Origin of the sequence: Hwangdonia sp. (assembly GCF_048381975.1) — a bacterium.
GTDB classification, from domain to species: domain Bacteria; phylum Bacteroidota; class Bacteroidia; order Flavobacteriales; family Flavobacteriaceae; genus Hwangdonia; species Hwangdonia seohaensis.
Map to the genome: position 1 here is coordinate 408,133 of NZ_JBLWYT010000002.1, position 14,134 is coordinate 422,266.

The 14,134-nt window shown below is 37.7% G+C and carries 7 protein-coding genes; 6 read left to right on the forward strand and 1 reads right to left on the reverse strand.

From position 1 onward, the window contains the following. On the reverse strand, positions 1-2,657 hold a 2,657-nt coding region (locus ACN5J7_RS05735; RefSeq protein ID WP_418603154.1), incomplete at its 3' end, for a M14 family zinc carboxypeptidase. Between the two features lie 207 nt (positions 2,658-2,864). Between ACN5J7_RS05735 and ACN5J7_RS05740 the strand changes: the two genes are divergently transcribed. The 6 genes from ACN5J7_RS05740 (at position 2,865) to ACN5J7_RS05765 (ending at position 13,852) form a co-directional block, all read left to right on the forward strand. Further along, a complete protein-coding gene (locus ACN5J7_RS05740) occupies positions 2,865-3,785 on the forward strand; it encodes an endonuclease/exonuclease/phosphatase family protein (protein WP_418603155.1) in 921 nt (306 codons plus the stop codon). 166 nt (positions 3,786-3,951) lie between these two features. Then, positions 3,952-7,302 carry a glycoside hydrolase family 2 TIM barrel-domain containing protein gene (locus ACN5J7_RS05745; RefSeq protein WP_418603156.1) on the forward strand — a complete coding sequence of 1,117 codons (3,351 nt, stop codon included), beginning with the start codon at positions 3,952-3,954 and terminating at the stop codon, positions 7,300-7,302. 80 nt (positions 7,303-7,382) lie between these two features. Further along, positions 7,383-9,680: a family 20 glycosylhydrolase gene (locus tag ACN5J7_RS05750; RefSeq protein WP_418603157.1), complete on the forward strand. Its 2,298-nt coding sequence runs from the start codon at positions 7,383-7,385 to the stop codon at positions 9,678-9,680. A 4-nt stretch (positions 9,681-9,684) separates the two neighbouring features. Beyond that, on the forward strand, positions 9,685-11,238 hold the full coding sequence (locus tag ACN5J7_RS05755) for a sulfatase (protein ID WP_418603158.1): 1,554 nt from the start codon (positions 9,685-9,687) through the stop codon (positions 11,236-11,238). 10 nt (positions 11,239-11,248) lie between these two features. Next, a complete protein-coding gene (locus ACN5J7_RS05760) occupies positions 11,249-13,015 on the forward strand; it encodes a glycoside hydrolase domain-containing protein (RefSeq protein ID WP_418603159.1) in 1,767 nt (588 codons plus the stop codon). 42 nt (positions 13,016-13,057) lie between these two features. Next, positions 13,058-13,852 carry an endonuclease/exonuclease/phosphatase family protein gene (locus tag ACN5J7_RS05765; RefSeq protein WP_418603160.1) on the forward strand — a complete coding sequence of 265 codons (795 nt, stop codon included), beginning with the start codon at positions 13,058-13,060 and terminating at the stop codon, positions 13,850-13,852. The last annotated feature ends 282 nt before the right edge of the window (positions 13,853-14,134 follow it).

Consider the following 14,134-nt stretch of genomic DNA (forward strand, 5'->3'; position numbering starts at 1 on the left):
ACGGTATTTGGGTTGATGTTGGCATCGTTGTCGTCACAGTCGTCCACGGTCGGCGCATCGGTGGAGTAGCCGGCTCCTGGCGATGTGCACTGGGTTGCTGTAATCTGGCTCCCGAAGAACCCGTCGCTGTCGTTGTCCACGCCCAGGTACCATACGGTATTTGGGTTTATGTTGGCATTGTTGTCGTCACAGTCTGTATTATCTGCCACATAGCCTGCAGGTTGAGAGGCAGCAACTTGACTTACTGATGGGTTTCCAAAGGTATCTGAATCTGCATCTTGATACCACGTTGTAAGCGAAACAGTATTAGCAGTTAACCCAATTTCATCAATAGCCATATCACTTTGATAAGTCGAGCCCGTGTTTCCTACAAATCTTAATTTGATGACTTGTCCATCATAAGCACTTAATGATTCTGTATGCTGTAACCAGGCAGCTCCATTAGATCCTTGTTGTTGCCCAGAGATGGTTGCTAAATTTATCCAGTTTGAACCATTATCGATACTGACTTCTAATTCCAATGACCCCATTCCAGAACCAAACATATGGTAGTAGAAAGAAAAAATAGCATTTTCATGTCCTGTTAAGTCAAAACATGGGCTTATAAGTGTAACTGATACATTTTGACCAACATTAGTAGTTGTGTTTGTGTTAGATGCTTCGGTATAAAAGTATTCTTGACTTCCAGTAAAATCATCATTTGGTCCAGTTCCTGATGAACCTGTTGTACCTGAGTTTAAAGTCCAATCTTCATAATTTGTACCAGGAATATCATTAGTACCTTGTGACCAATCTCCAATACCATTATCCCAATTTTCTGAATATGGGAATGAAGAAACTTGTGGTCCAGTACAAGGAGGTAAAGCGGTAGTTGTAAAAAGCGTTGAACTACTATAAGATGATGAGTTGGTTCCACTGCAAGTACTTCTTATCTGAGCTTCATATTGAGTTGTTGGAGCAAGACCTGAAATTATTTCTGTTAAATTGGTTGTATTAGTTGTTGTCCATGTAGGCGAGCCAACTACTCTATATCGATAGTCATATGATCCACTAATTGTTGAATCCCAAGTAAGTGTTGCAGTGGTTGAGCTTATATTTGAAGAGGTTAAATTACTTGGTGGAGAAACTGCAATTGGAGTTAGCAAAACATCTGATAGTATTTTAGTTTCGTAATCAGTAATGGTTTGATTTGTAAGTGTAAATGATTGATAACAATCTGCTTCAAATAGTATATCATAAGTCCCAGCTTTTACAGGTCTGTAATAATCACCAATATTAGCTTCTGACACTGTGTGAGAACCTACTGCATCATGGCCTACAAGCGTTATAGTTGCTTCAATTGGGCTGTTGGTATTGGCATCTTTTACAACACCTCTAAATCCGTATGTTCCCTGAATTAGATATTCGATTAAAGCTTCTTTATTGAAATTCCATAGATTATTTAATTCGGATGCAAGTGGAGTTTTATCATTTGATAGTTCAATGGTGGTTTCTTTACATTGATGGTAAAAGTTCATATAATCTTGACGACCTCCGTCTACACGGTACCAATCTGCGCCATGTGTAATACCATTAGTAAGGTCATCCATATATCCATTATCTACACCATTACTGTCCGCTTGTGCATTATCTGCGTATTCTCTGCTTATTAACTGAAACCAAGCATCATCTGCATGTCTGTCGTATGTATTGTCCCACGGATAGTTTACTACCTCCACACCTCCGTGAAAATTGGCCGATAATACAAAATGATGGGCATCGGCAAAATTCATAAAATGTTGAGTTTCCAGTTCATACGCGGTATGCCCATTTGAGTGTGGACCAGCTAAGTTATCGGGATAGTTTCTATTCAAATCAAAACCGTTATCATTTGCCCTTCTCGCATTGGCAACAGAAGTGTTTGATGGATTATTATAGTAAGTGCCATCAGGATTTGCCAAAGGGTTTATCCAAATTTCTGAATTGTCTATTAAATTTTTTACTCTTGAATGATCTGAATGCCCTATATCATTATATACCGTAATAAAATAATTAATTAAATCAAGCATTAAAGGGTAGCCTGCAATTTCATCTCCATGCATTGATGAGGTGTACATCATTTTTGGCTCCTGTTCATCAGTGGTAACGTTATCTGATAATTTAATAAATAACAATCTTTTATCTCCGCCACCGACACCTTCGGTAGTACCACCAATATCAACCAATTCGCAAATACTTGGATTGTTTGATGCAAATAGTGCCATTTGGTCTGCATAATCTTGATAGGTAGGATAAGCGGTTAAAGGAAAGGTTAAAGGGGTTGCAAATGCTTTTCCTGTTTTACTGCTTTTTTTAATTTGATTCGACATTAACCTCTCTTTGGGCTCATTATCTGAATCGCCAATTGTATAAGATAGATTGAAATTTAAAAAGTGATTAAATTCATCTTCGTTGGCTATAGCCTTTATTGTTAAAGGTGTTTTAGGATTTTGACCATGGTCAAAAGATACAATATTGGCTAGTTGTTTAACTTCATTTAAGTTATTAGCAGTAAAAGTAAAAACGAGTTCGCCACGTTCTTTTAAATACTTTTCAGCTTTAAGTTTGCTAATGTTTTGAGAGAAAGTTAATTGCGCTATTAATGTAAACAGCACAATAATGAGAGTAGTTTTTTTCATTAGATTTGGGGTTAGTTAATGAATTTACGTGGCTAATATAAAATAATATTTTAAAAAAACTCTATGAAATGCAAAAAAATCGGACGAAATGCATGTTTTTCATCGATGTTTTTTGATAAATACTTGATGAACAGTGGTTTTTTGTTACTTTGGGTTTTTTTTAATTAAAATCCATTTTTGTGGTATTTTAAAATAAAATATATCATTATGCGGATACTTTTCATACTTATTCTAGTCGCTTTATTTACTAATTGTAAAAAAGAACATCCACATAGCTTTAAAGTGATGACCTGGAATATCTTACATGGTGCCAACGATATTTCCAATGGAAAGGAAAACGCTATTGCGATTATAAAAGAAATTGATCCGGATGTTATTTTAATGGTAGAAACTTATGGTTCCGGTAAAGATATCGCTAATGCTTTAGGATATAATTTTCATTTAATTGCGCCAAAAAGAACGCCTTTAGATGACAAAGGAACTAACCTATCAATTTTCTCAAAATACCCGTTTGGAAATCGAATTGACACTAAATTTCCCTTTTATTTAGGTGGCCGTGAAATCATAATCAACAATCAAAAGATTCGATTTTTTTCCAATTGGTTTCACTATTTACCTTGGGATGATGCACCAGAAAACATGGGTAAAACGGCCGAAGAGATTCTTGAATGGGAAAAAACGGAAACGCGTTACACCATGTTTCAAAATGTATTGCCCTATTTAAAGAATTATGCCAAAGACAGCGATTCCGTACCCATGATATTTGGTGGCGATATGAATACACCATCACATTTAGATTGGGGCGAAAACACCAAAACCATTCATAATAATTTGGTAGTGCCATGGAATACCACCGTAGCATTAGAAAAATTAGGATTAATTGATTCCTACAGATCCTTACATCCAAATCCTATAACACATCCCGGAATTACGTGGGACACAGAGGATAAAGACGATTCGCACAGAATCGATTATATTTTTTATAAGGGTACAAACCTAAAAGCGGTTAAATCTGAAACGTATCACGTATTCTTCAACAAGCCTATTGTAATTAACCATAAAAAAATAATGTATCCTTCAGATCATGGTTTTGTTGTAACCACTTTCGAATTGTATAATTCTAAATAATAACAAAGGGCAACATTATATTTTAACTAAAGAGATATAAAATAGTACCATATAAGGTGAAAAAACTTGTGGTAAACTTTATACATAAGTGGTATCTTTACAAATTAATAAAAACACCAATTATATTCTCTTTTTTATATTGTAATTTTAAATTAAACCCTAATTTATGAATTTAAAAAACACCTTAGTTATTGCTGTTCTTTTTTTAACTTTTTCATTAAACAGCCAAAGTAAAAACCCTATAACAGATTATAAGTATTATATAGAAAACGAGCAGGTTATAAGTGAAAACAAACTAGATGCTCATGCGTCTTTCACATCGTACGCCACCAAACAAGATGCTTTAAACAGAGCGAATGGATTATGGCAAAGCTTAGACGGTTTATGGAAATTCATTTGGGTAAGAAACCCGAACGACCGACCAACCACCTATATGAACCCTTCGGAGGATGTTTCAAGTTGGGACGATATTAAAGTGCCATCCAATTGGGAGGTAGAAGGTTACGGCATCCCCATATATGTTAATCACCAATACGAGTTTGCCGATTATAAAGCACCCATTGCAGACGATATGGAGTTGGTTGATAATATTTATCCTAAATACCCTGGTAAAGTACCAAGCAACTACAATCCGGTAGGCTCTTACCGCAGAGATTTTACAATTGATGATTCCTGGGGCGATAAAGAGCTCTTTTTACATATCGGTGCCATGAAATCGGGCGGTTTTGTTTGGTTAAATGGTGAGTATATTGGCTACTCACAGGGCAGTAAATTACCTGCGGAATTCAATATTACTGAAGCAGCAAAAGTGGGTAACAATACCATTGCCATCCAAATTTTTAGATGGACAGATGGAAGCTATTTAGAGTGTCAGGATTTTTGGAGAATTAGCGGTATAGAGCGCAGTGTGTATGTGTATGCACAGCCAAAAGTGAGGGTTGAGGATTTTGAAGCTGCGGCAACACTCGATAAAGGAAACATAAATGGTTTGCTTGATGTTAGCGTGTCTTTAAAAAATCATTTTTCAAAAAATCAAAATGTTCAAGTCGGTTTTCAATTGCTCGACGAAAACCAAAAACAAATCAGCTCAAAAGATTTAAAAGTACTCGTGGGTTCAAATGGTAGAATGGAGGTTAACTATAATGCCGTAATACCGCTTGTTAAACCATGGAGTGCAGAACATCCAAATTTGTATGAATTAATCATAGAAGTTCAAGATAAAAAAGGCAATGTTCTCGAAGTTATTCCAACTAAAATAGGGTTTAGAACCGTTGAAATTAAAAACGGACTGCTGCTTGTAAACGGCAAAAGTATTACCCTTAAAGGTGTGAATACCCAAGAAACAAACCCCGAAACGGGTCATGTGGTGCCTGAAGAACTCATTATGAAAGACATTAAGCTTTGGAAAGAAAATAACATTAATGCAGTACGTTTAAGTCATTACCCGCAACAGCGACGCTTTTACGAACTTTGCGATATTTACGGTATGTATGTGGTTGATGAAGCCAATATCGAATCGCACGGTATGTACTACGGAAATCATTCTTTGGCTAAAAAAGAAAGTTGGGAAAAAGCACACGTAGATCGAATGGTGAGATTGGTGGAACGCGATAAAAACCACCCGTCTGTTATTATATGGTCTATGGGTAACGAAGCCGGAAACGGCATCAACTTTTTTGCGGGTTACGATGCCATGAAAGCTGCCGATAAACAAAAACGACCGGTACAGTACGAGCGTCCTTATAAAGATTACGACGGTAGTTTGTACGATATGGATACCAACACAGATATTATCGTGCCGCAATACCCAAGTCCGGCAAGATTTGAGGAAATAGGAAAATCTAAAACCGATAGACCGTTTATCCCAAGCGAATATGCGCATGCCATGGGAAATAGCACCGGTAATTTTCAAGATTACTGGGATATTATCGAGCTTTACGATAATTTACAAGGTGGATTTATTTGGGATTGGGTAGATCAATCCATTTGGAAAACCGATGAAAATGGCGAACGTTTTTATGCCTACGGTGGCGATTATGGCGAAAATATGCCATCTGATAATACCTTTTTAAACAACGGCATCGTGTTTCCTGATCGTACGCCACAACCCGGTTTGCACGAAGTGAAAAAGGCGCACGAATTCATCAATTTTAAAAGCAAAGGATTAAATAGACACAACGAATTACGGGTTTTAGTTGAAAATTTATACGACTTTACCGATCTTGAAAATTTTGATATTACTGCAACCATAAAGGCCGATGGCGACATTCTAAAAACCATCGAATTTGAAACCATCAGTATTGAACCCAATACCGGAAAACTTATCCGTGTAAGTCTGGACGGTATTGATTTTAATAAAAATACCGAGTATTTTATACACTTGTCGGCAACCACCAAAACCGATTGGAGTCTATTGCCAAAAGGGTTTGAGGTAGCACGCGAGCAAATTCCGCTAACCAGTAAATATCAAAAGGAAACCGTAAATATACCTTTAACCGCATCAATAAAAGTTGAGCAAAAAGCAGATGAAATTGCCATTTCAAATTCTGATTTTAAAGTTGTTTTTGATAAATCAAAAGGAAGAATCACTTCATATAATTATAAAGGAAACGAGCTTTTAAAAGACGGGAAAGGTCCTAAGCCGAATTTCTGGCGTGGTGTAACCGACAACGATTTTGGTAACAAAATGCAAATAAGAAATATTGAGTGGAAAAAGGCATCCTTGTTTTCAGAAGTTAAAAAAGTAGCGCTTTCGCAATTAAAAAATGGTGAGGTGCAACTATTGGTTACTTATAATTTACCGGGAGTGGAAACCACTTTTGTATCAAATTACACCTTTTACAGCAATGGCGTTGTAAAAATAGACAACACGCTAAACGAAAGCGAATACAAGGGCGATATTCCGCGTGTGGGCATGCGCATGCAAATTAAAAAGGAATACGATAATATGACGTATTTTGGTCGTGGCCCATGGGAAAATTATCAAGACAGAAAGGCTTCGGCGTTTATAGATTTGTACCAATCTAAAGTTTCAGATCAATACGTGCCGTACATTCGTCCGCAAGACAACGGCTATAAAACCGATGTGCGCTGGACCGCCTTTTCAAACAGTAACAACAACGGTTTGTTGGCTGTGGCAACCAATACATTTGAAGGTTTGGGCATAAGTGCATTGCACATGGAAAATGAAGATTTTGATACCACCGAAGGTTTGGAGTACGCCGGTACAGGAAGCATTGACGAGAAATACAGAATAGATGGTATTCCTAAAATAAACGCTTCAAAGCACATTAACGACATTAAAGAAAAAGATTTAATTCAATTAAATCTCGACCTCGATCAGCGCGGTGTCGCTGGAGACGACAGTTGGTACTCTAAACCACAAGAAAAGTATCAGTTAAAAAGTTATGAGAGACATGTTTACGGCTTTTATTTAATTCCTTTTGAAAATAGCTCAAAAGAAGATTTGATAAAAATCAGTAAAGATTATGCTGCAAAAGCAAGCGACACAGAGTAAAATAAGTATTACAAAAGGGTAATAAACTTGTAGTAATCGTTTTAAGTATCTAGTATTTTTACATATTAAAAAGTAAAGACATGCGCCATTTTTTATTGTTAACTTTAGTAGCAGTAATGTCGGTTGGTTGTACGCAAACATCAAAAACGTTCACAGCAAATCAGATTTCTATTGTGCCAAAACCATCCTCATTGGTTTTAGGTGAACAATCATTTTTGTTTTCAAAAAACACGTCGATTTTTGTTGCAGGTGAAGAGCAAAAACCGGCAGCAACCTATCTGTCAGATTTGTTTGAAAAGGCTGCAGGTTTTCCATTGGCAACAGTCATTTCAAAAGAAAAAGCAACGGTTGTTTTTGTAAAAGATGAAAATCTAAAGGCCGAAGCGTATCATTTGGAAGTCACTCCCAAACAAATCATTATTCAAGCGAGCGATGCTGCGGGGTATTTTTATGGCGTGCAAACGCTGCGCCAATTATTGCCACCAGCAATTGAAACCACAAATAACACAGAACAAAACTGGTTGGTACCGACCATTACGGTTAACGACCAACCTCGTTTTTCTTGGCGTGGGATGCACATGGATTTTAGTCGACATTTTTTTAGCATCGATGAGGTTAAAACCTTTTTGGATTATATGGCGCTGTATAAATTGAATGTATATCATATGCATTTAACCGACGACCAAGGGTGGCGTGTTGAAATTAAAAAATATCCGTTGTTAACCGAAAAAGGCGCGTGGCGTATTGAAAGTTCGCACGACAAAGAGTGTAAGGAACTCGCAAAAACCGATCCTTCATTTATTATAGACGAGCAGCATTATCACGAGCGCGATGGGAAACGCATGTACGGTGGTTTTTTTACACAAGAGCAGATTAAAGAAATTATCGCTTACGCGGAAGAAAGGCAAATTGAAGTGATTCCAGAAATTGATATGCCGGGGCATTTTAAGTCGGCCATCGATAATTATCCTTTTTTATCGTGTACCGACGAGGCGGGCTGGGGCGAGCATTTTTCAATGCCAGCTTGTTTAGGAAAAGAAAAATCCTATGAATTTGCAAAAGATATCTTATCAGAAATCGCCGATTTATTCCCGTCCGATTACATCCACATTGGTGGCGACGAAGTCAATATCCAATCTTGGAAAGACTGCCCACGTTGCCAAAAAGCCATTAAAGACAACAATCTGAAAAACGAGCACGAATTGCAATCGTTTTTTAACAGGGATATTGAAGCCTTTTTAAAAACGAAAGGCAAAAAATTAATTGGTTGGGACGAAATTGTTGAAGGCGGTCTAACCAAAGATGCAACCATGATGTGGTGGCGCAATTGGGCTCCAACAATGCGAAATATTGCTGCCGATAACGGGAATGATATCATCATTTGTCCGGATTTTGAATACTATTTCGATTTCTTAAACGATGCCACGCCCTTAGATAAAGTGTATAATTACGAACCCATTCCGGAAGAATTTACCGAGGCGCAGGCAAAACAAATTATTGGCGTACAAGCTAATTTATGGTCCGAGCGCATTCCTAATTTTAAACGCTTACAGTATCAAACCTTTCCACGAATGTTGGCTTTGGCCGAAACAGGTTGGACTGCAAAAGAAGATAAGAATTTTGATGATTTTCAAAATAGAATGGATGTGCAGTACGAACGTTTGGATGCTTTAGATATTAGATATTACATTCCGTCCGTTGTCGGATTAAAAAACAAAGTGGCATTTTTAGATACGGTTTCCATCACCTTAAAAACACCGCTAGAAAGCATGGATATTTACTATACTTTAGACGGCAGTAAACCATCAAAAGCATCGACAAAATATACGGCTCCAATTCAATTTACAGAAACTAAAACGCTAAACACTATTGCGTATCGTGGCGATAACCCCAGCGAAATTAAAACTGCTTACATAGAAAAACAAACCTATTTACAACCCGTAAATGTAAGCCCAAAAACAGGTGCTTTAAAACGTTGGGTGGGCGAAAAAATGTTTAAGGTTGTCGATGATATTACCGAGCCTAAATCCGCAGAATTTAAAGCCGTAAGCAATATCGATTTGGAGGGCTATGAAAACAGCGATCATGTTTCCATGATTTTTAAAGGCTATTTTAATGCCGAAACTGATGGCTTGTACGAGTTCGCAACAAAATCTGATGACGGTAGTTTGCTATTTTTAGGCGATAAATTAGTGGTTGATAATGGCGGAAACCACGCTGCTGTTTTAAGAAACGGTATGGTTGCCCTAAAAAAAGGCTGGCATTCGCTAACTGTAAAATACCACGAATCTCCAGGTGGAAATGAATTAACCGTTTGGTATAATGCACCAAATATCGATAAGAAAATATTAAAAGGTGATGTTATAGCGCATGATTAATTCGTTGAAAAAAGCAGTATTATGTATTTTATTTTTAACTGTTTTTACAGCCTGTAAATCGGATAAAAAAGAAACGCTAATTGTTGAAGAAAAACCCAATATCATTCTATTTATGATAGACGATATGGGGTGGCAAGACACATCTATACCGTTTTGGAAAGAAAAAACAGCATTCAACAACCGTTACCAAACCCCAAACATGGAACGGCTTGCAAGCCAAGGAATGAAATTCACCCAAGCCTACGCAACACCTGTTTGTACACCAACCAGAGTAAGCTTAATGACCGGAATGAACGCTGCGAGGCATCGTGTAACTAATTGGACATTAAACAGAGGTGTTTCAGCAGTAAATCCACCAAAAGGTTTGGCTATGCCGGAATGGAATCTAAATGGGATTCAGCCAACAGACAGTATTGAACGCGCTGTCCATGTAACCACTTTGCCGCAAATTTTAAAAGCTCACGGTTATTTTACTATCCACAGTGGTAAAGCACACTTTGGAGCTTTGGGAACACCAGGGGAAAACCCTTTAAATTTGGGATTTCAAGTTAACATCGCAGGACACGCTGCCGGCGCACCAGGGAGTTATTATGGTACTAAAAACTTTAAAAAACAACTTGATAAAAATAGTGTTTGGGACGTCCCCGGTTTAGAAAAATACCACGGTAAAGATATTTTTTTAACCGAAGCTTTAACCCAAGAATCCATTTTGGCTATGGACAAGGCTATTGAAAACAACAAACCATTTTACCTTTACTTGTCGCATTATGCGGTGCATACGCCCATTCAAGGCGACCCGAGATTCGAGCAAAAATACATAGACAAAGGCTTGCACCCCATTGAAGCTAGATATGCCTCGTTAATAGAAGGTATGGATAAAAGTCTGGGCGATATTATGAATCATTTGGAGGAAAAGGGGATTGCAGATAACACTATTATTTTGTTCATGTCAGACAATGGCGGCTTAAGCGCTGTAGCCCGAGGCGGCGAAAAGCATACCCATAATAAACCTTTGTCGAGCGGAAAAGGATCTGTGCACGAAGGCGGTATTCGAGAACCAATGCTTGTAAAATGGCCGGGAGTAACCCAAGCCAACTCCAAAACCGATGATTTTGTTATTATAGAAGATTTTTTTCCAACCATTATTGAACTCGCTGGAGTTGAAGATTATAAAACAATTCAAACCACCGACGGAAAAAGTTTCACCTCTATTTTAAAAGGCGAAAAACAAGATAACAATAACAGGGCTTTGTTTTGGCATTATCCAAATAATTGGGGGCCAACGGGACCGGGAATTGGTGCAACAAGCACCATTCGGAAAGGCGATTGGAAACTCATTTATTATCATTTAGATAGCCGTTTCGAGTTATTTAATATTGCTGAAGATATTGGGGAAACTTCCAATTTAGCATTCAAAAAAACTAAAAAACTTAAAGAATTGGCTGCCGAATTAGGAAACTATTTGCGAGCGGTAAACGCTCAAATGCCTACAAATACCAACACCAATCAAATGGTGCCTTGGCCGGATAACGAAACCGTACTAAAAGTTTATTTCTAAAATTATTATAATGAATCGTATACTATTTTTGTTCAGTGTTGCTTTAATCTCCTTTAGTTGTCAAAAGAAGGAGGTTTTAATAGCTCAAACCTATCAAGAGCCTATTGATCCATCGCCTAGCACCACCGAAAATTGGTCGGAATTACCAAAAGGACTACAGGCATCGATAGCATCAACAAACCATCGTTTTGTAAAAAGTGTCATTCCTAAAATTCAACAAAAAAATACTTGGACGGGAACCGCTTGGAAAGGCGAGCGTTTATCAGCGCAATTGGTGCTTTGGAGCAACGATTCCACACATAATGTGTTTACCGAAATTTCAGAGTTTAAATCCGATTCTGGTGATATTTTGCCTTCAAATACAGCACAAACCAGTTTTGTGAAATACGTGATTACTGATGAATTTGCAAACGGTTGTGGCTATAGAAAACCCGAAGATTTTGATGCGTCTTTAGCTGCCGATGTTTTAGAGCCCATAACTTCTTATGCCATAAAAGCCCAAGAAACCAGACCTATTTGGGTTACTATTGATGTGCCTGCCGATGCGAAAAGTGGGACATATAAAAGCGTATTCACATTACAAATAGACGGACAAGATTCTAAAAAATTCGAATTTACTTTAAATGTGATCGACAAAACCTTGCCACCGGCAACCGATTGGAAGTTTCATTTAGATTTATGGCAAAACCCATTTGCTTTGGCACGTTACCACAATGTTGAATTGTGGTCTCAAGCACATTGGGATGTGTTGAAACCATTGATGAAACGATTGGCCGATGCAGGGCAAAAAGTTATTACCGTGTCTTTAAACAAGAGGCCTTGGGGCGGACAAACCTTTGACCAGTTTGAAGCGATGATTGATTGGAAAAAGAAATCCGATGGTACTTGGGAGTACGACTTTACCGTTTTTGACAATTGGGTGCAATTTATGATGGATTTGGGCGTAAAGAAGCAAATAAGTTGTTACTCGATGGTGCCCTGGGGCAATGAGTTTTATTATTTTGATGAAGCCGAAAACAAGGAAATTAAAATAAAAGCCGAACCCGGTACAAAAGCTTATGAGGATATTTGGGTGCCATTTTTAAAAGATTTTAAAGGCCATATAGAAACAAAAGGTTGGAGCAGCATAACCCGAATTGCCATGGACGAACGCGGACCAAAGGAGATGAAGGCGATGCTAAAATTACTGAATGAACACGCACCAGAATTTGGGGTATCGTTTGCCGATAACCATAAAAGCTATAAACTTTACCCTAACGAATTAAAGGATATGTCGGTTGCTTTTGGACACCCAGTTGACGAAGAAGATTTGGTTAGTCGCAGAGCGAAAAACCACATCAGTACGCATTATGTGTGCTGTTCGGATGCGTTCCCTAATACCTTTACCTTTTCACCGCCCGCAGAAGGTGTGTTTATTGGTTGGTACACGATGGCTGCCGATTTTGACGGATTCTTACGTTGGGCATACAATAGTTGGGTAGAAAACCCATTGCAGGATTCACGCTTTAGAACATGGCCAGCGGGCGATACCTACATCGTGTATCCCGATAATCGAAGTTCCATTCGTTTCGAAACACTTCGTGATGGTATTGAAGATGCCGAAAAAATTAGAATTCTTAGAGAGGACTTACAAGCTAAAGGCATGTTGGATGAATTAGATCATTTAAACAATGTGGTAGCCCAATTTAACATTACAACAAGTCCCGATAATTTAGAAGAAGTATTGACCGATGCCAAAAGCACATTAAATCTTTTGGCCAAAAGAGTTACGGATTAAACAGAAAATCGGTATAATATGAATACTACAAATACGATTTAAATGAAAAGATATATTTTAGGATTTTTATGCACCATCTTGTTTTCCGCGGCCTATGCGCAAACCAGTGTCGATTCGTCGCGCGTTGTAAGAGTGCTAACCTTTAATATTTACCACGGCGAAACGGTAGCTGCTTCAAAACAGTTTGATTTAGATTTATTGGCCAAAATTATAAGTGACACCAAACCCGATTTAGTGGCATTGCAGGAAGTGGATTTTAAAACCAACCGCGTTTTAAAAATGGATTTGGTAACCGAGTTGGGTTGGCGTACAAAAATGGTAGGTATTTTTGGCAAAGCCATGCCTTTTGATGGTGGCGAATACGGCGAAGGGGTGTTGTCTAAAGGTTCATTTGTAAGTACAAAAAACCATGCCTTGAACGCGAGAGAGAATAAAGAACCCCGCGCCGCATTGGAAGTGAATGTGCAAATTAAAAGCGGCGATACCATTAGGTTTGTGGGTACACATTTAGATCACACCAACGATGAAACCGACAGGATAAATCAAGCCAATCAAATCAATGCTATTTTCACCAAAGATGAGGTGCCCACCATTTTAGCAGGCGATTTAAATGCAACTCCGGAAACCGAAACCATGCAGATTCTTTATAAAGCGTGGACGCCTTCATTTTCGGAAAACACACCAACGTATCCGGCGGTAAATCCAAAAATAAAAATAGATTATATTTTATACAGACCAGCAAATAGATGGCGCGTCATTGAAACCAAAGTTATAGAAGAGGACATAGCATCAGACCACAGGCCTGTTTTAAGTGTATTGGAATTAATTGAAGAATAAAAAATAAAGGGCAAAAAATAAGAAGATTTTTGCCCTTTAAAAACTACATGAAAAACTCATAATTAATTTGATTAAATTATGTGACTAACTCAAAACATAATCATAAACTACGCACCAAAATTAAGGATATATTTGCTTGAAATCTACTAATAATCAAACCACAACCAATACTTTTTTTGCATCAAAAGCATTAATTATTTATGGTTTTTTGAAATAAAAATGTGGTTAGTTTTAATTATCTTGTAAAAAATAGCAGCCATTTAATTCTTTTTAAAAAGCGGG

Coding starts and splice junctions, on each gene's coding strand:
- ACN5J7_RS05740 (WP_418603155.1), top strand. CDS start 2,865: ATGCGGATACTTTTCATACTTATTCTAGTCGCTTTATTTACTAATTGT.
- ACN5J7_RS05760 (WP_418603159.1), top strand. CDS start 11,249: ATGAATCGTATACTATTTTTGTTCAGTGTTGCTTTAATCTCCTTTAGT.
- ACN5J7_RS05745 (WP_418603156.1), top strand. CDS start 3,952: ATGAATTTAAAAAACACCTTAGTTATTGCTGTTCTTTTTTTAACTTTT.
- ACN5J7_RS05750 (WP_418603157.1), top strand. CDS start 7,383: ATGCGCCATTTTTTATTGTTAACTTTAGTAGCAGTAATGTCGGTTGGT.
- ACN5J7_RS05765 (WP_418603160.1), top strand. CDS start 13,058: ATGAAAAGATATATTTTAGGATTTTTATGCACCATCTTGTTTTCCGCG.